This window comes from Caballeronia sp. LZ034LL (assembly GCF_031451215.1).
GTDB lineage: Bacteria > Pseudomonadota > Gammaproteobacteria > Burkholderiales > Burkholderiaceae > Caballeronia.
Window position 1 is genome coordinate 1949632 of the sequence record NZ_JARUXR010000001.1, and the last position, 23697, is coordinate 1973328.

Annotated in this window: 26 protein-coding genes; 15 read left to right on the forward strand and 11 right to left on the reverse strand. The window is 64.8% G+C overall.

Going from position 1 to position 23697, the window contains the following annotated elements; all coding sequences use genetic code 11:
* Window positions 1-15: 15 nt before the first annotated feature.
* Both lolD and QCE83_RS08945 read right to left on the reverse strand, forming a co-directional pair.
* Complete coding sequence (gene lolD / locus QCE83_RS08940) at window positions 16-729, reverse strand: lipoprotein-releasing ABC transporter ATP-binding protein LolD (RefSeq protein WP_309808859.1); 714 nt, start codon at window positions 727-729, stop codon at window positions 16-18.
* Window positions 722-1975: a lipoprotein-releasing ABC transporter permease subunit gene (locus tag QCE83_RS08945; protein ID WP_309808861.1), complete on the reverse strand. Its 1254-nt coding sequence runs from the start codon at window positions 1973-1975 to the stop codon at window positions 722-724. Before QCE83_RS08945 ends, lolD begins: the two co-directional genes overlap by 8 nt.
* Before the next feature lie 260 nt (window positions 1976-2235).
* On the opposite strand from QCE83_RS08945, the gene QCE83_RS08950 reads away from it, so the two are divergent.
* From QCE83_RS08950 to QCE83_RS08970, 5 genes are all read left to right on the forward strand, one after another.
* The gene (locus QCE83_RS08950; protein WP_309808864.1) at window positions 2236-3345 is read left to right on the forward strand and encodes a regulator; all 1110 of its coding nucleotides are present in this window, start codon (window positions 2236-2238) and stop codon (window positions 3343-3345) included.
* Window positions 3346-3356: 11 nt separating this feature from the next.
* A complete protein-coding gene (gene recJ, locus QCE83_RS08955; RefSeq protein ID WP_309808866.1) occupies window positions 3357-5063 on the forward strand; it encodes a single-stranded-DNA-specific exonuclease RecJ in 1707 nt (568 codons plus the stop codon).
* Window positions 5064-5147: 84 nt separating this feature from the next.
* Window positions 5148-6252, forward strand: a protein-coding gene (gene prfB / locus QCE83_RS08960) for a peptide chain release factor 2 (RefSeq protein ID WP_309808868.1) whose coding sequence is annotated in 2 segments (ribosomal slippage) — window positions 5148-5219 and window positions 5221-6252 — 1104 coding nt in all. Because the reading frame shifts where the segments join, the coding sequence is not laid out codon by codon here.
* A 90-nt stretch (window positions 6253-6342) separates the two neighbouring features.
* A complete protein-coding gene (gene lysS, locus QCE83_RS08965) occupies window positions 6343-7869 on the forward strand; it encodes a lysine--tRNA ligase (protein ID WP_309808871.1) in 1527 nt (508 codons plus the stop codon).
* Between the two features lie 280 nt (window positions 7870-8149).
* A complete protein-coding gene (locus QCE83_RS08970) occupies window positions 8150-8893 on the forward strand; it encodes a glycine zipper 2TM domain-containing protein (protein WP_309808873.1) in 744 nt (247 codons plus the stop codon).
* Window positions 8894-8982: 89 nt separating this feature from the next.
* On the opposite strand, the gene pssA is transcribed toward QCE83_RS08970, so the two are convergent.
* The 6 genes from pssA to QCE83_RS09000 all read right to left on the reverse strand — a co-directional run bounded on the left by pssA (window position 8983) and on the right by QCE83_RS09000 (window position 14444).
* Window positions 8983-9849 (reverse strand): CDP-diacylglycerol--serine O-phosphatidyltransferase, encoded by an 867-nt coding sequence (gene pssA / locus QCE83_RS08975; protein WP_309808874.1) that lies wholly within the window; start codon window positions 9847-9849, stop codon window positions 8983-8985.
* A gap of 12 nt (window positions 9850-9861) precedes the next feature.
* Window positions 9862-10506, reverse strand: a complete 645-nt coding sequence (locus QCE83_RS08980; protein WP_309808878.1) for a phosphatidylserine decarboxylase — start codon at window positions 10504-10506, stop codon at window positions 9862-9864.
* Window positions 10507-10612: 106 nt separating this feature from the next.
* Window positions 10613-11629, reverse strand: a complete 1017-nt coding sequence (gene ilvC / locus QCE83_RS08985; RefSeq protein WP_309808880.1) for a ketol-acid reductoisomerase — start codon at window positions 11627-11629, stop codon at window positions 10613-10615.
* 75 nt (window positions 11630-11704) lie between these two features.
* Window positions 11705-12196, reverse strand: a complete 492-nt coding sequence (gene ilvN / locus QCE83_RS08990; RefSeq protein ID WP_008341906.1) for an acetolactate synthase small subunit — start codon at window positions 12194-12196, stop codon at window positions 11705-11707.
* Window positions 12197-12306: 110 nt separating this feature from the next.
* Window positions 12307-14070 carry an acetolactate synthase 3 catalytic subunit gene (locus QCE83_RS08995; RefSeq protein ID WP_309808882.1) on the reverse strand — a complete coding sequence of 588 codons (1764 nt, stop codon included), beginning with the start codon at window positions 14068-14070 and terminating at the stop codon, window positions 12307-12309.
* A gap of 143 nt (window positions 14071-14213) precedes the next feature.
* Window positions 14214-14444 (reverse strand): hypothetical protein, encoded by a 231-nt coding sequence (locus tag QCE83_RS09000; RefSeq protein ID WP_309808884.1) that lies wholly within the window; start codon window positions 14442-14444, stop codon window positions 14214-14216.
* A 65-nt stretch (window positions 14445-14509) separates the two neighbouring features.
* On the opposite strand from QCE83_RS09000, the gene QCE83_RS09005 reads away from it, so the two are divergent.
* The 10 genes from QCE83_RS09005 to QCE83_RS09050 all read left to right on the forward strand — a co-directional run bounded on the left by QCE83_RS09005 (window position 14510) and on the right by QCE83_RS09050 (window position 21816).
* On the forward strand, window positions 14510-15073 hold the full coding sequence (locus tag QCE83_RS09005; RefSeq protein WP_309808886.1) for an RNA polymerase sigma factor: 564 nt from the start codon (window positions 14510-14512) through the stop codon (window positions 15071-15073).
* On the forward strand, window positions 15070-15522 hold the full coding sequence (locus tag QCE83_RS09010; protein WP_309808888.1) for a DUF3619 family protein: 453 nt from the start codon (window positions 15070-15072) through the stop codon (window positions 15520-15522). Before QCE83_RS09005 ends, QCE83_RS09010 begins: the two co-directional genes overlap by 4 nt.
* Window positions 15523-15564: 42 nt before the next feature.
* Complete coding sequence (locus tag QCE83_RS09015) at window positions 15565-16326, forward strand: DUF3106 domain-containing protein (RefSeq protein ID WP_309808890.1); 762 nt, start codon at window positions 15565-15567, stop codon at window positions 16324-16326.
* A gap of 7 nt (window positions 16327-16333) precedes the next feature.
* Window positions 16334-16855, forward strand: a complete 522-nt coding sequence (locus QCE83_RS09020) for an RDD family protein (RefSeq protein WP_309808892.1) — start codon at window positions 16334-16336, stop codon at window positions 16853-16855.
* 67 nt (window positions 16856-16922) lie between these two features.
* Window positions 16923-17930 (forward strand): UDP-2,3-diacylglucosamine diphosphatase, encoded by a 1008-nt coding sequence (locus tag QCE83_RS09025; RefSeq protein WP_309808895.1) that lies wholly within the window; start codon window positions 16923-16925, stop codon window positions 17928-17930.
* Window positions 17931-17976: 46 nt separating this feature from the next.
* The gene (locus tag QCE83_RS09030) at window positions 17977-19005 is read left to right on the forward strand and encodes a glycosyltransferase family 1 protein (protein ID WP_309808897.1); all 1029 of its coding nucleotides are present in this window, start codon (window positions 17977-17979) and stop codon (window positions 19003-19005) included.
* A complete protein-coding gene (locus tag QCE83_RS09035; protein ID WP_309808899.1) occupies window positions 19002-19574 on the forward strand; it encodes a diacylglycerol kinase in 573 nt (190 codons plus the stop codon). Before QCE83_RS09030 ends, QCE83_RS09035 begins: the two co-directional genes overlap by 4 nt.
* Window positions 19575-19713: 139 nt before the next feature.
* Window positions 19714-20460 carry a TetR/AcrR family transcriptional regulator gene (locus tag QCE83_RS09040; protein WP_309808901.1) on the forward strand — a complete coding sequence of 249 codons (747 nt, stop codon included), beginning with the start codon at window positions 19714-19716 and terminating at the stop codon, window positions 20458-20460.
* A complete protein-coding gene (locus tag QCE83_RS09045) occupies window positions 20457-21041 on the forward strand; it encodes a TIGR00730 family Rossman fold protein (protein WP_309808903.1) in 585 nt (194 codons plus the stop codon). The genes QCE83_RS09040 and QCE83_RS09045 overlap by 4 nt, the downstream gene beginning before the upstream one ends.
* A 28-nt stretch (window positions 21042-21069) precedes the next feature.
* Window positions 21070-21816, forward strand: a complete 747-nt coding sequence (locus QCE83_RS09050) for an SDR family oxidoreductase (protein WP_309808905.1) — start codon at window positions 21070-21072, stop codon at window positions 21814-21816.
* Window positions 21817-21825: 9 nt separating this feature from the next.
* On the opposite strand, the gene QCE83_RS09055 is transcribed toward QCE83_RS09050, so the two are convergent.
* From QCE83_RS09055 to QCE83_RS09065, 3 genes are all read right to left on the reverse strand, one after another.
* On the reverse strand, window positions 21826-22374 hold the full coding sequence (locus tag QCE83_RS09055; RefSeq protein WP_309811580.1) for a DUF924 family protein: 549 nt from the start codon (window positions 22372-22374) through the stop codon (window positions 21826-21828).
* A 44-nt stretch (window positions 22375-22418) separates the two neighbouring features.
* Window positions 22419-23150 carry an alanyl-tRNA editing protein gene (locus tag QCE83_RS09060; protein ID WP_309808907.1) on the reverse strand — a complete coding sequence of 244 codons (732 nt, stop codon included), beginning with the start codon at window positions 23148-23150 and terminating at the stop codon, window positions 22419-22421.
* 104 nt (window positions 23151-23254) lie between these two features.
* Window positions 23255-23683 carry a group II truncated hemoglobin gene (locus QCE83_RS09065; RefSeq protein WP_309808909.1) on the reverse strand — a complete coding sequence of 143 codons (429 nt, stop codon included), beginning with the start codon at window positions 23681-23683 and terminating at the stop codon, window positions 23255-23257.
* Window positions 23684-23697: the final 14 nt, after the last annotated feature.

A 23697-nucleotide genomic window follows, 5' to 3' on the forward strand; every position in this document is an offset into this window, starting at 1 on the left:
CGCGCAGACCCAGGATCAGACCGGGACCACCGGCTCTTCGTGCAGCACGCCGTCGCGCAGACGCATGATGCGGTCGCAGCGCGCGGCCAGATCCGTGTCGTGCGTGACGATCACGAAGCTCGTCTCCAGCGTCTGCGACAACTCCAGCATCAGGTTGAACACCGTGTCCGCGGTGCCGCTGTCGAGATTGCCGGTGGGTTCGTCGGCGAGCACACAGGCGGGCCGCGTGACGAGCGCGCGGGCAATCGCCACGCGCTGCCGCTCGCCGCCCGACAGCTCGCCCGGCCGATGCTTCGCCCGATGCCCCACGCCCACCCGTTCGAGCATCTCCTGCGCCTGCTTGCGCGACGCTTCCTCGGTCATGCGGCGGATGCGCAGCGGCATCGCGACGTTGTCGAGCGCGGTGAATTCCGGCAGCAGATGATGGAACTGATAGACGAAGCCGAGCGCGCGATTGCGCAGCTCGTTGCGCTCCTTCTCCTTCAGCTCGGTGAACGGCTTGCCGAGCAGCGACACCTTGCCGGCGCTGGGTTCGTCGAGGCCGCCGAGCACGTGCAGCAGCGTGCTCTTGCCCGAACCCGACGCGCCGACGATCGCCAGCTTCTCGCCCTTCATCACCTGCAACTGGGCGTTGTTGAGCACGGGCACGTTGAAGCCGCCCTGCACGAAGGCCTTCGAAATGGCCGAGGCATTCAGCACCACATTGTCGGCGGGAATCAGATCACTCATAGCGCAGCGCCTCCGCCGGACGAATCTTCGCGCCGCGCCAGCTCGGATAGAGCGTCGCGAGCGACGACAACAGGAACGCGATGACGCCGATCTTCGCGACATCGCCAGGCACGAGCTCGGACGGCAGCTCGCTGATGAAATACACCGAGGACGGCAGGAACTGCACGTTGAACAGATGCTCGATCATCGGCACCAGCCACGGAATGCTCCACGCGATCAGGCAGCCGAAAGTCACGCCGAGCGCCGTGCCGATGAAGCCGATCGTCACGCCCTGCACGACGAAGATCTTCATGATCGAGCCCGGCTGCGCGCCGAGCGTGCGCAGGATGGCGATGTCGGCCTGCTTGTCGGTGACGGTCATCACCAGCGACGACACCAGGTTGAACGCCGCCACCGCGATGATCAGCGTGAGGATGATGAACATCATGCGCTTCTCGATCTGCACCGCCGAGAACCAGGTCTTGTTCTGCTGCGTCCAGTCGCGGATATAGAGATCGCCCGACAGCGTCTTCGCCAGCTCGCGCGCCACCTGCGGCGCGCGCTGCATGTCCTTCAGGCGCAGCCGCACGCCGGTGGGCGCGGGCAGGCGGAACAGCGCTTCCGCGTCCTTGATTTCGATCAGCGCCAGCGTGGAGTCGTACTCGTAGTGGCCGGACTCGAAGATGCCCACCACCGTGAACTGCTTGAGGCGCGGCATCATCCCGGCGGGCGTGATGGTGCCTTCGGGCGCGACCAGCGTGATCTTGTCGCCGGTCATCACGCCCAGGTTCATCGCGAGATCCTTGCCCAGCACGATGCCGAAGCCGCCCGGCACGAGATCCGTGAGCTTGCCGGCGCGCATCTCCTTGCCGATGTCCGAGACTTCCGGCTCCAGTGAAGGCTCCACGCCGCGCAGCGCGACGCCGCTAACCGCGCCCTGGCGCGTGAGCAGCGCCTGCGCTTCGACGTAAGGCGCCGCGCCGATCACTTCCGGATTGCGGCGCGCTTCCTGCGCGGTGAGTTGCCAGTTGGGCATGGAACCGGACGGCGAGAAGATCTCGACGTGCGCGAGCACGGACAGCATGCGGTCGCGCACTTCCTTCTGGAAGCCGTTCATCACGGAGAGCACGACGATCAGCGCGGCGACGCCGAGCGCGATGCCCGCCATCGAAACGAGCGCGATGAACGAGATGAAGCCGTTGCCTGTGGTGCGTTTGCTGGCGCGCGTGTAGCGCCAGCCGATCTGCCATTCGTACGGAAGTTTCAAGCGAGTCCTTTTTTGCTGCTGGTCAAGCGTTGCGGCGCCCCGGAGCGGTGCCCCGATCACACCGTGTGAATACGCCCGGGCGGCCGTGGTGGATGCATGACGATCGACGCCCATCCGCCCCGCAAGACGCCGATGTCACCGCCCCGCGCGTGAAATTTGCGAAAGTTTGCCATATATGAAGAAAGCCACGCACGAACCTGCATAGCGGGCGAGTCGAAATCACGCCGCGCGCGGCATCGGCAAAAGCGCTTTGCCCTACAATGCCGGGCATCATGCCCGCTCACGCACTCCCCGCACTTCACCTCCTGCTGCCCTTCGCGCTGCCCTCGGCCGCCGATGCCGCCACCGCCCTGCATGGCCTGGAGGGCGCGGCGCTCGACAAACTGCTTGCCCGCGCCACGCTCGAAGAACGCGTGATCGGCGAAGACTTTCAGCGCACGCTGCCGCACGAACGCTGGATTGCGCGACGTTTCGGCGCGGTCACGCCCGCCGACCAGCGCTATGCCGACGATGCCCCGCTCGCCCCCTTCATGCTGCTCGCCGACGGCGGCACGCCCGGCGATGCCTCGTGGGCCTGCATCGAACCGGTGCACGTGCGGATCGCCCACGATCATCTGGTGCTGATCGATCCGGATACGCTCGGCGTGCATACCGAGGAAGCTCGCGTGCTGCTCGAACTCGCGCGTCCGGTGATCGAGGATCAGGGCCTGATGCTGCAGGCGCCGACGCCCTTGCGCTGGTACGTGTCGGGCGCGGCGCTGGGCACGCTCGCCGGCGCGGCGCCGCTGCGCGCGACGGGCCGCAACATCGAAATCTGGCTGCCGCACGAAGCCCGCACCGGCGAGCGTTCGCGCGCCTGGATGAAGCTGCAGAACGAAGTCCAGATGGCATGGTTCGAACAGCCGCTGAATCTCGAACGCGAGTCGCGCGGCCTGCCCGCCATCAACTCGATCTGGCTGCACGCGCAAGGCGCGCTGCGTCCGGTGACGAGCCCGTTCGCGCGCGTGCTGTCGGAGGCCGCGGCTACGCGCGGACTGGCGCTGGCGGCGGACCTCGAGCCGGCACGGCCGCCGGAGTCGTTCGCGGCGCTGCCTGCGGATACGTCCGGCAAGTCCGGCACGACGCTCGTCGAACTCGATCCGTTCTCGGCGCCCTTCATCGAACAGGACTGGGCGCGCTGGAATGCCGCACTCAGGACGCTCGAAGAAACGTGGTTCGCGCCGGCGCTGCAGGCGCTCACCGACGGCTCGCTCGGCCGCCTCGAACTGACGCTGTGCGGCGACACCGGTTCGGTCACGCTCGGCGTCACGCGCGGCGACCTGCGCAAATTCTGGCGCCGCCGGCCGGTCGCGGCGCTGCTCATCGAATAAGGCTTTTCCGAATGACGCGAATCGTTACCCGTGCCGCCTCCCCCGCCGATGCCGAAGCGCTCGCGCGCCACGGGCTGCATCCCGTCATCGCCCGGCTGTACGCGGCGCGCGGCGTGCGCACGCCCGACGAAGTGGAAACCGAGTTCAAGCGCCTGCATCCGCCCGCCGGCCTCAAGGGTTGCGACGACGCGGCCGTCGTGCTCGCCGACGCGCTTGAAGCGGGCAAACGCATGCTGGTCGTCGCCGACTACGACTGCGACGGCGCCACTGCCTGCGCCGTCGCCGTGCGCGGCCTGCGCATGTTCGGCGCGAACATCGACTATCTGGTGCCGAACCGCTTCGAGTACGGCTACGGGCTGACGCCGGAAATCGTCGACCTGGCGGCGCGCTCGGCGTCGAGCCTGCCCGAACTGCTGATCACGGTCGACAACGGCATCGCCAGCGTGGACGGCGTCGCGGCAGCGAACGCGCTCGGCATCGACGTGCTCGTGACCGACCATCACCTGCCCGGCGACGAACTCCCCGCCGCGCGCGCGATCGTCAATCCGAACCAGCCGGGCTGCGTGTTTCCGAGCAAATGCCTGGCGGGCGTCGGCGTGATGTTCTACGTGCTGCTCGCGTTGCGCGCCGAATTGCGCCGCCGCGGTACGTATCAGAATCAGGATGTGCCCGAACCGCGCCTCGACGGCCTGCTCGATCTGGTCGCGCTCGGCACCGTCGCCGATGTCGTGAAGCTCGACTGCAACAATCGCATCCTGGTCGCGCAAGGCCTCAAGCGGATCCGCTCGGGACGCATGCAGCCGGGCATCGCGGCGCTGTTCCGCGCCGCCGCCCGCGATGCGCGCACCGCCTCGGGCTTCGATCTCGGCTTCGCGCTCGGGCCGCGCCTGAACGCGGCGGGCCGGCTGTCGGACATGTCGCTCGGCATCGAATGCCTGACCACCGACGACATCGGCCGCGCCTGGGAACTCGCGCAGCAACTCGACGGCATGAACCGCGAACGCCGGGAAATCGAAGCCGGCATGCAGCAGCAGGCGCTGGCCGAACTGCAGACGCTCGATTGCGGCGAGCGCGCGACGCTCACGCTCTACGACGCGAGCTGGCATCAGGGCGTGATCGGGATCGTCGCGGGGCGCCTGAAGGAGCGCTTTCACCGGCCGTCTTTCACGTTCGCCCACGCCGACGACAGCGGCGTGCTCTGCAAGGGCTCCGGCCGCTCGATTCCCGGTTTTCATCTGCGCGATGCCGTCGATCTCATCAGCAAGCGCGAGCCGGGACTTATCCACAAGTTCGGCGGCCACGCGATGGCCGCGGGCCTCACGCTCGCCACCGCCGACATCCCCCGCTTCACCGCCGCGTTCGAAGCGGTCGGCCGTGAATGGCTGACCGCGGACGCGCTTTCGCGCACCGTCGAAACCGACGGCGAACTGGAGGACGCGTACTTCACGCCGCAGTTCGTCGAAATGCTCGACGCCGCCGTCTGGGGCCAGGGCTTTCCGGCGCCCACTTTCTCCGGCGAATTCGAGGTCGCCTCGCAGGCGCTCGTGAAGGACAAGCACCTGAAGCTCTCGCTGCTGCGCGGCCGCCAGCGTTTCAACGCGATCTGGTTCAACCACGTCGATCCGCTGCCGCCGCGTGCGACCGTCGCGTACCGGCTCGTCAGCGATTCGTGGAACGGCGTCGCGCGGGTGCAATTGATTGTCGAGCACGCGGGCTGAAAACGGCTTCCACGGCCAGCCCGGCACGGGAAAACGCGGTCGATCGGCTATAATTTGCTCTTTTTACGAAGCCGAAGATCGACAATGGAAGCGGAACGTCTCAACGCGATCGAAAGCCTTCTGGCCGACCTGCGCCGTCGCGCGGGCGAGCTACGGGGGTATCTTTGACTACGACGCCAAGTCCGCGCGTCTAGCCGAAGTCAACAAGGAACTCGAAGATCCGAACGTCTGGAACGACTCGAAGAACGCCCAGGCGCTCGGTCGTGAAAAGAAGCTGCTCGACGGCGTCGTCTCGACGCTCACCGCGCTCGACAGCGACCTGAGCGACGCCAACGAACTCTTCGACATGGCGCGCGAGGAAGAGGACGAGGACACGCTAGTCGCGTCCGAAACCGATGCCGACGCCCTGCGGGTGCGCGTCGAGGACATGGAATTCCGCCGGATGTTCTCCAACCCGGCCGACCCGAACAACTGCTTCATCGACATCCAGGCCGGCGCCGGCGGCACCGAGGCCTGCGACTGGGCGTCCATGCTGCTGCGCCAGTACCTGCGCTACTGCGAGCGCAAGGGCTTCAAGACCGAAGTGCTGGAAGAATCCGAAGGCGACGTCGCCGGCATCAAGAGCGCGACCATCAAGGTCGAGGGCGAATATGCCTACGGCTATCTGCGCACGGAAACCGGCATTCACCGGCTGGTGCGCAAGTCGCCGTTCGATTCGTCGGGCGGACGGCATACGTCGTTCTCGTCGGTGTTCGTGTATCCGGAAATCGACGATTCCATCGAGATCGAGATCAATCCCGCCGACATCCGCACGGACACGTATCGCGCATCGGGCGCGGGCGGCCAGCACATCAACAAGACCGACTCCGCCGTGCGTCTCACGCATGCGCCGACCGGCATCGTCGTGCAGTGCCAGAACGACCGCTCGCAGCACCGCAACCGCGCGGAAGCCATGCAGATGCTGAAGGCGCGTCTCTATGAATTCGAGATGCGCAAGCGCCAGGCCGAACAGGACAAGCTCGAATCGAGCAAGACCGACGTGGGCTGGGGCCATCAGATCCGCTCCTACGTGCTCGACCAGAGCCGCGTGAAGGACCTGCGCACGAGCGTCGAAATGAGCAACACGCGCGCCGTGCTCGACGGCGACCTCGACGACTTCATCAGCGCGAGCCTGAAACAGGGCGTCTGACCTGCCCAGGCGGCGCGGCTTTGCGGCCGCGCCGCGTTCGTTTCGCCGCGCCTTTGCCTCGCCTTTGCCTCATATTCAAGCCACACCATCATGACCGAACCGACTCAACCGGGCGCCGCTCCCGAACTGGAAGAAAACCAGATCATGGCCGAGCGGCGCGAGAAACTGCGCGCGCTACGCGAGCAGGGCGTCGCCTATCCGAACGACTTCCGTCCGACGCACCAGGCCGCCGCGCTGCAAACCGGCTATGCCGACACTGACAAGGACGCGCTCGAGGCGAATCCCCTGCCCGTCGCGCTGGCCGGACGGATGATGCTCAAGCGTGTGATGGGCAAGGCGAGCTTCGCCACGGTTCAGGACGGCAGCGGCCAGATCCAGTTCTTCGTGACGCCGGCCGACGTCGGCGCCGAAACCTACGACGCCTTCAAGAAGTGGGACCTGGGCGACATCATCGCCGCCAAGGGCGTGCTGTTCCGCACCAACAAGGGCGAACTATCGGTGCGCTGCACGGAACTGCGTTTGCTCTCGAAGGCGCTGCGTCCGCTGCCCGACAAGTTCCATGGTCTCGCGGACCAGGAAACGCGCTATCGCCAGCGCTATGTCGATCTGATCGTCACGCCGGAATCGCGCCAGACCTTCATGGCGCGCACCAAGGCCGTCACGTCGATCCGCAACTTCATGGCGCAGGCCAACTTCATGGAAGTCGAAACGCCGATGCTGCACCCGATTCCGGGCGGCGCGGCGGCCAAGCCTTTCGTCACGCATCACAACGCGCTCGACATGCAGATGTTCCTGCGCATCGCGCCGGAGCTGTATCTGAAGCGGCTGATCGTCGGCGGCTTTGAGCGCGTGTTCGAGATCAACCGTAACTTCCGGAACGAAGGCGTGTCGCCGCGTCACAACCCGGAATTCACGATGATGGAGTTCTACGCGGCCTTCACGGATTACCGCTGGCTGATGGACTTCACCGAACAGCTGATCCGCCAGGCGGCCATCGATTCCCTCGGCACCGCGACCATCACGTATCAAGGTCGCGAACTGGATCTGGCGAAGCCGTTCCATCGGCTGACCATCAATCAGGCCATCCAGAAGTACGCTCCGCAGTACACCGACGCGCAGCTCACGGACGGCGCGTTCCTGCGCACGGAACTGAAGAAGTTCGGCGTCGATACGAATCAGCCGGCCTTCCTGAATGCCGGAGTCGGTTCGCTGCAACTCGCGCTGTTCGAAGAGACGGCGGAATCGCAGTTGTGGGAACCGACCTATATCGTCGATTACCCGATCGAAGTGTCGCCGCTCGCGCGCGCGTCGGATTCGGTTGCGGGCATCACCGAGCGTTTCGAGCTGTTCATCACGGGCCGTGAAATCGCCAATGGCTTCTCGGAGCTGAACGATCCGGAAGACCAGGCCGCGCGCTTCCAGAAGCAGGTCGACCAGAAGGACGCCGGCGACGAGGAAGCCATGTATTTCGACGCCGACTACATCCGCGCGCTCGAATACGGCATGCCGCCGACAGGCGGCTGCGGCATCGGCATCGACCGTCTGGTCATGCTGCTCACCGACAGCCCCAGCATCCGCGACGTGATCCTGTTCCCGCATCTGCGTCGCGAAGACTGATTCTTCTTGTTTTTCGCAGTCTCGAAGCGCGCCCTTTCGGGCGCGCTTTTTTTCGTCTGAACGCTTTTTCTGTTACTGCGGGTAAAAGTTTCAAGTCATCCTCCGCAGCCGTCCCTTTGCTGAAGGCCTTTCAGGCTGGCATCCGTTGTGCTTTTCATCTTGCCGTGCGATTCCGGGAAATTGTTACAACCCGAAAAAGCGAAGAATCCGGGTTTGCCCGACAATGGACCGTGACAGTCGGCCCTGCCGCAACACTTCGCCTCGAAAGGAGGTTCAGAAAATGGATAACGGGACCAATAAACTCAGTACCTCGCCCGCCTCGGGCAGCGCGCAGCCGCAGCAGCGGCGTCTGCATCCGCTCGTCGCAACCGCGGCGGGCGCGGTGATCGTCGCCAGCCTCGTGGCCACGGCAGCCATGACGGGCCTCTTCCCCAAGGCAACCAGCAATTCGGCGCAGAATCCGCAGACCCAATCGGCCGCGGTCGCGCAGCAGCCTGTGGTCGATTCGGCCGCGCCCAGCCCGGCGCAGCAATCGGCCGCGGCACAGCAGCAGGCTGCCGAGCAACAGGCCGCGCAGCAACAAGCCGCACAGCAAGCAGCGCAGCAGCGAGCCGCTCAACAAGCCGCCCAGCAACAACCGCAACCCGCTCAACCGTCCTACGCGCAGCAACCGCCGCAACATCCGGCCTATTGCTCGACGTGCGGCACCGTCGAAGCCATCTCGGCCGTCAAGCACGAAGGCCATGGTACGGGGATTGGCGCGGTTGGCGGCGCGGTGGCGGGCGGTGTCGTCGGCAACCAGTTCGGGCGCGGCGGCGGCCGCACCGCGATGACTCTGCTCGGCGCCCTCGGCGGCGGTCTGGCCGGCAACTCGGTCGAGAAGCACGTTCGCAGCGAAACCGATTATTCGGTCCGCGTGCGCATGGAGAATGGTCACACGCGCTATTTCACCTACAAGAACGCGCCGCCGTTTGGCCAGGGTCAGCGCGTGCGAGTCGAGAACGGCACACTGGTCGCGGGTTGATCGCAATGGATTGAGCGAACCATCGCCAGAAATGCAAAAGGCGGCAAACCTCACGGTTGCCGCCTTTTTGCTTGAAGACGCAGAAACTTCTAATGATCCCGCTGCGAACTGCGCGCCGGATTCTGCCGCCCACGCATCGCGAGATAGCCCCACCAGATGTAACCCGAAAAGCCATACAGCACGAACAGGCAGAACAACATCACCGGAGGATCCGACGACACCAGCACGAACGCCACCACCACCAGCAGCACGCCTGCAAACGGCACGCGATAGCGCACGTCGAGCGCCTTGCCGCTGTAGAACGGCGCATTCGACACCATCGTGACGCCTGCATAGATGGTGAGCGCGAACGCCACCCACGGCAGCCACACGAGCTTCAGCGGCACCCGGTTATCGGTGGCGAGCCACACGAAACCGGCGATCAGCGCCGCCGCCGCGGGAGACGGCAAGCCCTGGAAGTAGCGCTTGTCGACGACGCCGACATTCGTATTGAAGCGCGCGAGCCGCAGCGCCGCGCCCGAGCAGTACACGAACGCCGCGAGCCAGCCCCAGCGGCCGAGATCCTTCAGCACCCACTCATACATCACGAGCGCCGGCGCGACGCCGAACGACACCATGTCGGAAAGACTGTCGAACTGCTCGCCGAACGCACTCTGCGTGTGCGTCATGCGGGCGACGCGGCCGTCCATGCCGTCGAGCACCATCGCGACGAAAATGGCGATGGCCGCAATCTCGAAGCGCACGTTCATCGCCTGCACGACGGCGAAGAAGCCGCAGAACAGCGCGGCCGTGGTGAAGGCGTTCGGCAGCAGGTAGATGCCGCGCTTCTTGAGGAACTGCTGCCGCTTGGCGCGGCGCGTCTCGACGACGCCCACGTCCTGCACGGCCTTGTTGCGGCGGAACGCGCGCGGCGAAGCGCCGTTCACGCGGTTACGGCGCGGTTTGAATGCCGCCATGGAACCTCCGCGTTATTCCGCGAACTCGGCGAGAATCGTCGACGAGGCCGAAACCTTTTCGCCGATCGACACGCGCGGACGGCTTCCCACCGGCAGATAGACATCGACCCGCGAGCCGAAGCGGATGAAACCGTAGCGCTGACCGCGCGTGAGCGGTTCGCCGACATGCACGTAGCACAGGATACGGCGCGCGATCAGACCGGCGATCTGCACCGACGTCACCGTGTGGCCCGCAGCCGTCTGCAGCACGACGGCATTGCGCTCGTTCTCGGTGGAGGCCTTGTCGACGGCCGCGTTCAGATACGCGCCCGGGAAGTACTGCACCTTGGTGATAGCGCCGTCCACCGGCGAGCGTTGCGAATGCACGTTGAACACGTTCATGAACACGCTGATCTTGAGCGCTTCGCGGCCGGCATACGGATCATGCGTGGTTTCGACCGCGACAATGCGGCCGTCGGCCGGACACAGCACGGCGTTGGCTTGCGAGGGAATGGGACGCGCCGGATCGCGGAAGAACTGGACGACGAAAATCACGATCAGCCAGAAGATCCAGGCGAAGCCCAAGCCGCCCATCGCCTGCACGAGGATGGCGACGACAGCCGCAATGGCGATGAACGGCCAGCCTTCGCGGGCGATGATCGGATGAGGATAGTTCATGAACGGGTTCTGTGTTTTTTAAAACCGTAGGATAACAAAAGCCGCCCGGCGCCAAGGGCGTCCGGACGGCTTTTGATGCAGCAAGAAGCGTGACTGACGAAAGACCTTAGTTCTTCGACTGGTCGACCAGCTTGTTCTTCGCGATCCACGGCATCATTGCGCGCAGCTTTGCACCAACCTGTTCGATCTGGTGCTCGGCCGTGATGCGGCGGCGCGATTGCAGCGTCGGCGCGCCGGCGCGGTTCTCGATGATGAAGCTCTTCGCGTACTCGCCGGTCTGGATGTCCTTCAGGACTTCCTTCATCACCTTCTTCGTGTCTTCGGTGATGATGCGCGGACCCGTCACGTACTCGCCATACTCGGCGTTGTTCGAGATCGAGTAGTTCATGTTCGCGATGCCGCCTTCGTAGATCAGGTCGACGATCAGCTTCAGCTCGTGCAGGCACTCGAAGTACGCCATTTCCGGCGCGTAGCCCGCTTCCACCAGCGTTTCGAAACCGGCCTTGATCAGGTCGACCGTACCGCCGCACAGAACCGCTTGCTCGCCGAACAGGTCGGTTTCGGTTTCTTCACGGAAGTTCGTTTCGATGATGCCGGCACGGCCGCCGCCGTTGGCCGCCGCGTACGACAGCGCGACATCGCGTGCCGAACCCGACTTGTCCTGCGCCACGGCGATCAGGTGCGGCACGCCGCCGCCTTGCTGGTACGTGCCGCGCACGGTGTGGCCCGGGGCCTTCGGCGCGATCATGATGACGTCGAGGTCCGCGCGCGGGATCACCTGACCGTAGTGCACGTTGAAGCCGTGCGCGAAGGCCAGCGCCGCGCCTTCCTTGGCGTTGGCGTGCACTTCGTTCTTGTACACCTCGGCGATCTGCTCGTCGGGCAGGAGCATCATGACGACGTCCGCGCCCTTCACGGCTTCGCCCACTTCCTTCACCTTGAGGCCGGCGTTCTCGGCCTTGCTCCACGATGCGCCGCCCTTGCGCAGGCCGACCGTCACGTTCACGCCGCTTTCCTTCAGGTTCAGCGCGTGTGCATGGCCTTGCGAGCCATAACCGATGATGGTGACTTGCTTGCCCTTGATGAGGGAGAGGTCGGCGTCCTTGTCGTAGAAAACTTTCATGGTGGTTCCTTGAGTCCTGATGATGCGTTGAAATAGGTTGCGCTACGTGTGCTGCTGAAGAGATGAACCGCGCCGTTACACTTTGAGGATGCGCTCGCCCCGGCCGATGCCGGAGCTGCCCGTGCGAACCGTTTCGAGGATCGCCGTGGCGTCGAGCGCCTGGATGAACGCGTCGAGCTTGTCGGACGCGCCGGTCAGTTCCATCGTGTAGGTCTTCTCGGTCACGTCGATGATGCGGCCGCGGAAAATGTCCGCCATGCGCTTCATCTCTTCGCGTTCCTTGCCGACCGCCCTGACCTTGATGAGCATCAGCTCGCGCTCGATGTGGGCGCCCTCTGTCAGGTCGACCACTTTCACCACCTCGATCAGGCGGTTCAGGTGCTTCGTGATTTGTTCGATCACGTCGTCCGAGCCAATCGAAACGATGGTCAGCCGCGACAGCGAGCTGTCTTCGGTCGGCGCCACCGTCAGCGTTTCGATGTTATAGCCGCGTGCCGAAAACAGTCCCACGACGCGCGATAACGCGCCCGGTTCGTTTTCCAGCAAAACGGAGATGATGTGTTTCATGTTCGTGTTTCCCGATGTGTTTCCAGAATGGCGCCTGCCCGAAAAACCCGCGCGCGGCGCATGTCCTTTGTGAAGACAGGCGCGCACGAGCCTCGCGAGGCAAACCCGCGTTAAAGATCCTCAGACCCGAGCAGCATTTCCGTGATGCCTTTGCCGGCTTGCACCATCGGGAATACGTTTTCGGTGGGATCGGTCTGGAAGTCGAGAAATACGGTGCGATCCTTGAGACGCAGCGCTTCCTTCAGCGCCGGCTCGACGTCCGCCGTCTTTTCGACACGGATGCCGACGTGGCCGAACGCTTCGGCCAGCTTCACGAAGTCAGGCAGCGCGTCCATGTACGAACTGGAGTAGCGCTTCTTGTATTCGATCTGCTGCCACTGGCGCACCATGCCGAGATAGCGGTTGTTCAGCGAGATGATCTTGACGGGCGTGTTGTACTGCTTGCACGTCGAGAGCTCCTGGATGCACATCTGGATGGAGCCTTCGCCGGTGATGCAGACCACTTCGTCGTCCGGATAGGCCATCTTCACGCCCATCGCCGCCGGCAGGCCGAAGCCCATGGTGCCCAGGCCGCCCGAGTTGATCCAGCGGCGCGGCTTGTTGAACGGATAGAACTGCGCGGCCCACATCTGATGCTGGCCGACGTCCGAGCACACGAAGGCATTGCCGTCGGTGAGTTCCCAGAGTTTCTCGACCACGTACTGCGGCTTGATGACGTCGCTCTTGCGGTCGTAGGCGAGGCAGTCCTTCGCGCGCCAGCCTTCGATCTCGTCCCACCACGTCTTGAGCGCCGCCGTGTCCGGGCCGTGCTCGGCGTGCTGCAGCTGCTCGATGAGATCCTTCAGCACTTCCTTCACGTCGCCGACGATGGGAATGTCCACCTTCACGCGCTTCGAAATGGATGACGGATCGACGTCGATATGGATGATCTTGCGCGGCGAGGACGCGAAATGCTTCGGGTCGCCGATCACGCGGTCGTCGAAACGCGCACCGATGGCGATCAGCACGTCGCAGTTCTGCATCGCCATGTTGGCTTCGTACGTGCCGTGCATGCCGAGCATGCCGAGGAACTTCTTGTCCGACGCACGGTAGCCGCCGAGGCCCATCAGCGTGTTGGTGACGGGATAGCCGAGCAGGTCGGCGAACTGGTTCAGTTCGCGCGACGCGTCGGCCAGGATGATGCCGCCGCCGGTGTAGATGTACGGGCGCTTCGCCGACAGCAGCAATTGCACTGCCTTGCGAATCTGGCCCGAATGGCCCTTGGTGACCGGATTGTACGAACGCAGCGAGACGCTCTTGACCGGCTCGTACTTGCACGGCGCCTTCGACACGTCCTTCGGAATGTCGATCAGCACCGGGCCGGGACGGCCGGTACGGGCGATGTAGAACGCTTTCTTGACGGTTTCGGCCAGGTCGCGCACGTCCTTCACGAGGAAGTTGTGCTTCACGCACGGACGCGTGATGCCGACGGTGTCGCATTCCTGGAAAGCGTCGAGGCCGATGGCCGCGGTGGGCACCTGGCCGCTGATGACGACGAGCGGAATGGAATCCATGTAGGCCGTGGCGATGCCGGTGACGGCATTGGTGACGCCCGGGCCGGAGGTCACGAGGCACACGCCGACTTTGCCGGTGGAACGCGAATACGCGTCGGCGGCATGGACGGCGGCCTGCTCGTGGCGCACGAGGATGTGCTGGATCTGGTCCTGCTTGTACAGCTCGTCGTAGATGTAGAGTACCGAGCCGCCGGGATAGCCCCAGATGAATTCGACGTTTTCATCGGCCAGGGCGCGCATGAGCACGGTGCCGCCGATGGAGTCAGCTTCTGTGGAGGGGGTCGTATCCGACGTGGAGAATTCCGCGCTGGGCATGTTCATTCATCACCTTTCGAATTTTCGGCAAAAAATTGATCGGGTGCTCTCTACCGGGCTTATGGCTCGGGTTCAAGCGGCGCGTCTAGGTTTGACAGGCGTGCTTCTTGGGCTCGCCTCAAAGCAGACATTTCACTGGATGATGCGAGTCAGAAAATGTAACAGCGCCGCAACGGGCGGGTCAAGTAAAAAGTTTCCGCTTCGGCCGCGCGCTTGCGAAAATCTTTCAAGCCGCTGCATGCCGCGGTCATCGCACTGACGATTGTTCCGGCCGCACGCGCAAACCACCGGCCGAGCGTCAGGAACCGCAACAAAACATCCCCAAAGCTCCGGATTCCACGAAAATTTGCTAGCATTCGCAGGTTTTCCCAGAACTCCACGATCCCTCACCGACGCAACCCGGACGCAACTGCAGACGCAGATTCGTTGCCCCGGGTCCCAACGGATGGCCTCAGACAAGGAACTCGCCGACTTCCTGGCGGGCGTCGAAAGACGCGCGTTCAAGCAGACCGTGTACACCGTTCGCGATGACGACGCGGCGCTGGACATCGTCCAGGAGGCGATGATCAAGCTGGCCGAAAAGTACGGCGACCGGCCACCCTCCGAGCTTCCGCTTTTATTCCAGCGTATTCTCCAGAATGCGACGCACGATCATTTTCGTCGCCAGAAGGTGCGCAACACCTGGGTCAGCCTTTTTTCGTCCTTCGGCAACGCCGACGACGACGAATTCGACCCGCTCGAAACCTTCGAATCCGGAGACGGCGCGGTCGGCAGCGAAAGCAGCGAGAACCAGCTGGAGCGCGAGCAGGTCCTCAATCTGATCGACGCCGAGATCCAGAAACTGCCCGCACGTCAACGAGAAGCTTTTCTCATGCGTTACTGGGAGGATATGGATGTCGCCGAGACGGCCGCCGCGATGGGTTGCTCCGAGGGCAGCGTGAAGACACATTGCTCCCGCGCTACGCACGCTCTCGCTCAAGCCCTGAAAGCCAAAGGGATCACGCTATGAGTTCCGCACTTGAAACGAAGGAAAACGAGTTCGCGCTGAAGATTGCGCGCGCACTCGACGAAAACACCGCCGGTCTTCCCGCCGCCACGGTCGACCGGCTGCGGGACGCCCGCCGCGCGGCGATCGCCCGCAAGAAGCCCGAGAAAGTGGCCGTGGCCATCAGCGCACCCGCGTTCACGCCGGCCTTGGCCGGCGCGGGCGCCACGCTGACCACCGGCGGCTCCGGCGAGGAACGCCGCACGCGCGGCCTGTTCGCGCGGCTGGGCGGCCTGGGTCTGGCGTGGCCGCTGGCGGCCCTGATCATCGGCATTGCCGGCATCGCGTACTGGGAAGACCAGCAGCGCCGCGCGGAACTGGCCGAGATCGACGCCGCCATGATGAGCGACAGCCTGCCCATCGACGCCTATCTGGATCACGGCTTCAACGCATACCTGACGCGCAATCACTAAGCACTGAACCAGCAGCACTGAACCAAGCGGGGGAATTTTCGGGTGAGTTACAAGCGCGGTCTCGCGATTGTCTTTGGTTGCGCGATTGCGGGACTGGTCGCGTTCGCCGCAACCTATCCGCGCTTCTACTCCGCCACTCCCGCCGCGCCTTCCGCCGCCGCCGCGCCGGTCGGCGGTTCGGCTACCTCGCCGGACGGCAGCGCCGCTGCGCCCGCCTCCACCAGCCCGCTTTCCTGGAATCACCTGACCGACGCGCAACGCGTCGCGCTCGCGCCGTTCGCCACGCAGTGGGACTCCTTCTCCGACGAACGCAAGCAGAAGTGGCTCAAGATCGCCTCGCGCTTTCATCGCATGTCGCCGGATGCGCAGAAGCATCTGCATCAGCGCATGGAAGAATGGGTGCGCCTCACGCCCGACCAGCGCAAGGTCGCGCGTGAAAACTACCAGGTGTCGAAATCGGTGCCGCTGGAGAAGCGCGAAAAGGCCTGGGACGCTTACCAGAAGCTGTCCGAGGAGCAGAAGAAGAAGCTGGCGGCGAGCGAGCGCACGCGCCGCGGCAACGTCGTTTCCGCGCCGCCCACCGGCAAGACCGAAGTGAAGGACATCAACCGGATCGTCACCGCGCGCGAACAGGGTCATGCTGGCGCTCATCCGGAAGGCGGTTCGGCCGCGGCCCCCGGCACGGCAGCGCCCGCGTCCGGCGCGCCGATCTCGCCGGCCATTCCGAACGCCGCGAGCATCGCACCGGCCACGCCCATTCCGGTATCGCCGCAACAGGCGCCTTCGATGTACAACGGCTCGTGAGCGGCTCATGAGCGCCCCACCTGTGATCCCCGCCGCCGACCCGTTGCGCGCGCCCACGCTGCGCCGCCGGCTCGCCACGATGCTCTACGAGAGCGTCATCCTGTTCGGCGTGGTGTTCATCGCCGGCTATCTGTTCAGCACGCTCACGCAGCAACGCAACGGCCTCACGCATCACAACTGGCTGATGGCGTGGATCGGCATCGTGCTCGCCGCGTATTTCGTGTACTTCTGGACCCACGGCGGCCAGACGCTGCCGATGAAAACCTGGCGCCTCAAGCTCGTCGATACGCACGGTCAGCCCCTTCGTCCCGGCCGTGCCTTCGCGCGCTACGTGCTCGCCTGGCTCTGGTTCCTGCCGCCGCTCGCGCTGCATCCGCTCTTCTCCCTCGCCGTGCCCCAGACGCTCGCGGTCTTCGCCGCGTGGATCGTGCTGTGGGCCGCCGCCGTGCGCCTCGATCCGGCGCGTCAGTTCCTGCATGACCGGCTCGCCGGCACGCGCATCGTCACGGCCCAGGCCGTTGTCAAGTAATAAGAACTTCTCGTGACTGTCACGGCTCGGTAATGGCCGCATGGCGCAATGCGCATACCGAAACCCGATGCGCGAGCCTATGGCCTACCACTCGTCTGTCCGCCCGGCAATCGAGCCTCCTTTTGAACTGACGTCGTCTCCTTTCCGCTTCGGCAACGGCGAGCTGCGCGCCGGACCCACGCTGCGCTCCGAATCCACCGACTCACCGCCAGCCGCACCGGCGGGCGCATCGAACCCCGTCGATCCGCGCACCCTCGCGACCGCGCACGACGGCGACGGCGACGACTCCGCCGACGAACCCCAACGCTATCGCACCATCTGGCTGTCGGACATCCATCTCGGCTCCGGCGGCTGCCAGGCGCCGTATCTGCTCGACTTCCTGCGCCATCACGAGTCGGAGTACCTGTACCTGGTGGGCGACATCATCGACGGCTGGCAGTTGCGCAAGGGCTGGTTCTGGCCGCAGGCGCACAACGACGTCGTGCAGAAGATCCTGCGCAAGGCGCGCAAGGGCACCCAGGTCATCTACATTCCCGGCAATCACGACGAAGCCGCGCGCCAGTTCTGCGACCTCGCGTTCGGCGACATCCACGTGCGCGGCGAGGCGTTCCACACGACGCTCGCCGGCAAGCGCCTGTGGATCGTGCACGGCGATCTCTTCGACGGCGTGATCCAGCACGCGAAGTGGCTCGCCTATCTCGGCGACACCGCCTACACGATGATCCTGCTCCTGAACCGCTGGTTCAATCGCGTGCGCACGAAGTTCGGCTTCAATTACTGGTCGCTGTCGCAGTACCTGAAGCACCAGGTGAAGAACGCCGTCAACTTCATCTCCCAGTTCGAAAAGGTGATGACCGACGAAGCGCGCCGCCGCGGCTGCGACGGCGTCGTCTGCGGACACATCCACAAGGCCGAGATTCGCGACATCGACGGCGTTCTGTACTGCAACGACGGCGACTGGGTCGAGAGCCTGTCGGCGCTCGTCGAGACTTACGACGGTGAACTGAAGATCGTCTACTGGACCGTCATGCGCTCGCCTTCGCAGCGCGCCACGCGAGCGCGCGCGACGGTCTGAACCCCGCGCCGAACCCTTCAAGCGACACCAACTCAGGGCCGAACCGATGAAAATCATGATCGTTACCGACGCATGGCAGCCGCAGGTCAACGGCGTCGTGCGCACGCTCACGCAGACGACGAAGGAACTCACCGCGCTCGGACATCGCGTGGAGTTGCTCACGCCGCTCGAATTCCGGACGATTCCCTGCCCCACGTACCCTGAAATCCGCCTCTCGCTGATGCCGGGCCGCCGCGTCGCGGAACGCATCAACGCGTTCGAGCCGGACGCGCTGCACATCGCGACGGAAGGCCCGCTCGGCCTCGCCGCGCGCGCCTATGCGAAGCGTCACAAGCTGCCCTTCACGACCGCCTACCACACCCGTTTTCCCGAGTACGTGAAGGCGCGCTTCGGCATTCCGCTGGCGCTCACGTATCGCTTTCTGCACTGGTTCCACAAGCCGTCGCAGGCGGTCATGGCGCCCACGCCGGTGGTGCGCAGCGATCTCGAGCGCTACGGCTTCACGAACGTGGTGCTGTGGACGCGCGGCGTCGATCTCGAGATCTTCCAGCCGATGGACTCGAAGGTCCTCAACACCGCGCGGCCGATCTTCCTGTATGTAGGACGCGTGGCGGTAGAGAAGAACGTCGAGGCGTTCCTCAAGCTCGACCTGCCCGGTTCGAAGTGGGTCGCGGGCGAAGGCCCGGCGCTCGCCGAACTGAAGTCGAAATACACCAACGTGAATTATCTCGGCGTGCTGTCGCAGCCGGAACTGGCGAAGGTCTACGCCGCCGCCGATGTCTTCGTGTTCCCGAGCCGCACCGACACCTTCGGCCTCGTGCTGCTCGAAGCGATGGCCTGCGGCACGCCGGTCGCGGCCTATCCGGTGACGGGTCCGATCGACGTGCTCGGCACCGAAGGTCCGGGCGCGCTGAACGACGACCTGCGCGAAGCCTGCCTGCAGGCGCTGAAGATCGAACGCAGCGATGCACGCGCATGGGCCGAGCGCTTCTCGTGGCGCGCGGCGTCGGAGCAGTTTGCCTCGCATCTGCGTCATTTCGGACCGCGCGCGACCTCCGAACGGGCGGCCGCATGACGCGACGCGCGGCGCCGCGGGAACATGCCGATGCGAACGCGTCCGTACGCGATCCGTTCGACGACGAGATCGACGACGACCGGGACGATACGTCGAACCCGATCAAGGGCACGAACGGCGCGAATGGCGCAAGTCCGCCGACCCGCGAACCCCTGAGCCCCGACGACCTGCCCTTCAATCCGTACAAGGGCAATCGCGGCGTGACGCGCGCGTGGCACGCGATGAAGAACTCGCTGTACGGCTTCCAGGTCGCGATCCGCGAGGAAAGCGCGTTCCGCCAGGAACTGACGCTCGCCGCGATCCTGCTGCCGTGCAGCCTGTTCGTGCCGGTCGCGCCGGTGGAACGCGCGGCGCTGATCGCCTCGGTGCTGCTCGTGCTGATCGTCGAGTTGCTCAATTCGAGCGTCGAGGCGGCCATCGATCGCATCTCGCTCGAACGTCACGAACTCTCGAAACGCGCGAAGGATCTCGGCAGCGCGGCCGTGATGGTCGCGCTCGGCACTTGCCTGATCACCTGGGGACTGATTCTTTGGCCGCTTGCATCCGCGTGGTTCGCGCGTATCGTGTAGCGAAGGGACTGCCGCGCGGCGCACGTCCGGTGTGGCCGAACGGCCGGTTTATAATCGTCCGACATTCTCAGTAACAGCAACGGAAGCCGCGCGCGAATGCTCATTCCGAGCCGCAGGCCCGCTGCCAAGGTCGGACGACATGGAAGCCAAACCACCCCGCCGCACGCGCGAACGGATACTCGAGCTGTCGCTGAAACTGTTCAACGATATCGGCGAGCCGAACGTCACCACGACGACGATCGCCGAGGAGATGGAAATCAGTCCGGGCAACCTGTACTACCATTTCCGCAACAAAGACGACATCATCAACAGCATCTTCGCGCAGTTCGAGCAGCAGATTCAAAAGCGGCTGCGCTTTCCGGACGACCATCGTCCGACCATCGACGAGATGTGGTCGTATCTGCAATACATGGCGGACTTCCTCTGGACGTATCGTTTCCTGTATCGCGATCTCAACGACCTGCTGGCGCGCAACCGCACGCTCGAAACGCACTTCAAGCAGATCATCACGCACAAGGTGCGCTTCGCGAGCCGTCTGTGCGAAGCGCTGGTCGCCGATCAGGAAATGGTCGCGACGCCCGAGGAAATCCAGGTGATCGCGACCAACATGGGCGTGATCGCCACCTACTGGCTGTCGTACCAGTACGTGATGAACCCGCGCAAGTACAACGACCAGGAAGCGATCCGCGCGGAGCTGCATCAGGCGAGCCAGCACATCATCTCGATCATGGCGCCGTATCTGCGCGGCCGCTCGCGCCAGCTGTTCGACGACCTCGTGTCGGGCAAGCTGCCGAAGCGCGAGTTCGCCGACTTCCGCGCGCCGCGCGACGAAACACCCGCGCCGCTCCCTGCGGCGAAGAACGAAACCAAGGATTCCAGGCAATGAAAGCAGTATGTGTCTATTGCGGCTCCGCGAGCGGCGCCCGCCCCGTCTATGCCGAAGCAGCCAAGGCCTTCGGCCGCGCACTGGTGAAGAACGATCTCGCACTCGTCTATGGCGGCGGACGCGTCGGCCTGATGGGCCTGATCGCCGATGAAGTCCTCGCCGCCGGCGGCCGTGCGGTCGGCGTGATTCCCGAACTGCTGCTCGCGAAGGAAGTGGGCCACACCGACCTGACCGAACTGCACGTCGTGCCCGACATGCACGAGCGCAAGAAGATGATGGCGGATCTTTCGGACGCGTTCGTCGCGATGCCGGGCGGCGTCGGCACCTTCGAGGAGTTCTTCGAGGTCTATACGTGGGCGCAACTGGGTTATCACCAGAAGCCGGTCGGCCTGCTCGACGTGAACGGCTACTACGATCCGCTGATGGCGATGCTGCGTCATACCGTCGAGGAAGGCTTCATGCGCGCGCCCTATCTCGACATCATCCAGGTTGCGGCCGGGCCGGACGAAATGATCGCGAAGCTCGCAGCCTACACGCCGCCCGTGCACGACAAGTGGGCCCAGAAGCGCGACGCCGTCTGAACGTTCCAACTTAAGGGGAAGCCGTCCGATGTCCAAAGTCATCCTGATTACCGGCGGCAGCCGCGGCATCGGCCGCGCGGCGGCGGTGCTCGCCGGCCGGCGCGGCTGGTCCGTCGGCGTGAACTATGCGTCCAACGCCGCTGCTGCCGAAGAGACCGTCGCGGCGGTCAGCGCGGCGGGCGGCAAGGCGCTCGCCATCGCGGGCGATGTCAGCGACGAAGCCTCCGTCATCGCCATGTTCGACGCCACCGAGCAAGCCTTCGGCCCGCTCGATGGCGTGGTGAACAACGCGGGCATCGTCGCGCCGGGCTCCGCGCTCGCCGACATGGACGTGGCGCGCATGAAGCGCATCTTCGACATCAACGTGCTCGGCGCGTACCTGTGCGCGCGTGAAGCGGCGCGGCGCCTGTCCACTTCGCGCGGCGGCCGGGGCGGCTCGCTGGTGAATGTGTCGTCGGCGGCGGCAAGGCTCGGCGGACCGAACGAGTATGTCGATTACGCGGGTTCCAAAGGCGCCATCGATACGCTGACGCTCGGGCTCTCGAAGGAACTCGGCCGCGAGGGCGTGCGCGTGAATGCGATCCGCCCGGGTCTCATCGACACCGAAATCCACGCGAGCGGCGGCAAGCCGGATCGTGCGCATGTGCTGGGCGTGCAGACGCCGATCGGACGTGCGGGCACGGCGGAGGAAGTGGGTGAATCGATTGTCTGGCTGCTGTCGGACGAGTCGTCGTACGTGACCGGCGCGATTCTCGACGTCGCCGGCGGCCGCTAAGCAGCGCGTTCAGAAGCCGCCGTGCGCGGCGAGCCAGGCTTCTTCCTCGGGCAAGGTCGTGCGCCCGAGAATGCGGTTGCGATGCGGAAAGCGCCCGAACCGCGCGATCACGTCCGCATGCCGTTGCGCCGCTTCGTGAAAGGACGAGATGCCGGTCTCGTCCATCAGCTGCTTGAAGAGACGCAGCGCTTCGTGCTGGCTCGGCATCGATTCATCGTGCTCGAAAGGCATGTAGGCGAACGCGCGGTGCCAGGCGCTCGGCAGTCGCATGTCGTCGCCTCGTGCGACCAGTGTGCGCGCCAGTGACAGCGCGCGGGCATCGCCGGCGAACGCGCGCGGCGTGTTGCGAAAGCAGTTGCGCGAGAACTGGTCGAGCAGCACGATCAGCGCGAGCATCGACAGCGGTGCGCGCTCCCATTCGCGCAGACCATCTTCATGCGCGGTCACGAGCAGTGCGCCGAAGCGCTCGGTGAGTTGCGCGTCGAACGCGCGCTTCTTCTTCCACCACAGCTTGCGATCGGTGCCGAACTCGGCCGAACCTGGCGCGCCGAACCACATGTCGAGCACCGACTGCGCGCGCGGATCGATTTCGTCCGCCACGTTCAGGCCAGTTCCAGCACGAGCCGCCGTGTGCGCGCGCTCTTCTTCTCCAGCTTCGCGATACGCAAAACGCCGATCTCGTTCGTGTTGCGCACATGCGTGCCGCCGCACGGCTGCAGGTCCACTTCGTCGATGCGCAGCAACCGCACGCGGCCGAGACCCATCGGCGGCTTCACGCTCATCGTGCGTACGAGTTCGGGGCGCGCGGACATTTCGTCGTCGGTGATCCATTCGGTGCGCACATCATGCGCGCCGCTGATCAGCGCATTCAGCTTCGCTTCGACTGCTTCCCGCTCGATCGGCTCGACAGTCGCGAGATCGAGGCGCGCGTAGTCGGTCGTGATGCTGCAGCCGTCCACCGGATACGGCAGCACCGCACAGATCAGATGACTCGCCGTGTGCAGGCGCATGCGCCGGTAGCGCTGCGCCCAGTCGATTTCCGCCGTCACCGTGTCGCCGACTGTCAGGCCGGCCAGCGCCGCTTCCTGATCGGGCGCCGGGACATGGACGGCGTCGTCGGGCGTGGCGCCTTCGAACTTCGCCTTGCGCGTATCGGCGATGACGATCGTCGTGCCGTCCGCACGTTTCAGCGTGCCCGCATCGCCTGCCTGACCGCCGCCGAGCGGATAGAACACGGTCTGATCGAGCTGGATGCCCTGCTCGTCGATGGCGGTGATCCTCGCCTCGCAGTGCGTCAGATATGCGTCCTCGCGGAATAGCGCGCGTGTGCCCATGATCGTGCTTCCTTGCTGTATTCGGGGATGAGACGCCTGAGCGCCTGCGAGCGGACATGATGCAGCACACCCGGCGCAATCGAACCGATACAAAAGCCAGCGATTCAACCGGGACGGTTGCGCATCCAGTCGGCCGTGTCGAAGAACGATGTGAGCAGCCGCTCGCGCAAGCCTTCGTCGAGGCCGATGTCCTCCATCGCCCAGGCCATGCAGCGCAGCCATTGATCGCGTTCGCTCGACGCAATCGCAAACGGCAGATGCCGCGCCCGCAGACGCGGATGGCCGAAACGGCTGATGTAGTGATCCGGTCCGCCCATCCAGCCGCACAGGAACCAGAACGTCTTGTTGCGCGAATTGTCGAGCGTCGGCGGATGCAGCGCGCGGATGCCCGCGAACTCCGCTTCGAGGTCCATCAGGTCATAAAAGCGGTCGACGAGCGCTCGCAGGCGCTCTTCGCCGCCGATCAGCTCGAACGCCGTCGGCTGCCGGACTTCGTCTTCGGGAGAAGGAGAGGAGGAATTGACTTCGGTCATTGCTTGAGAATCGG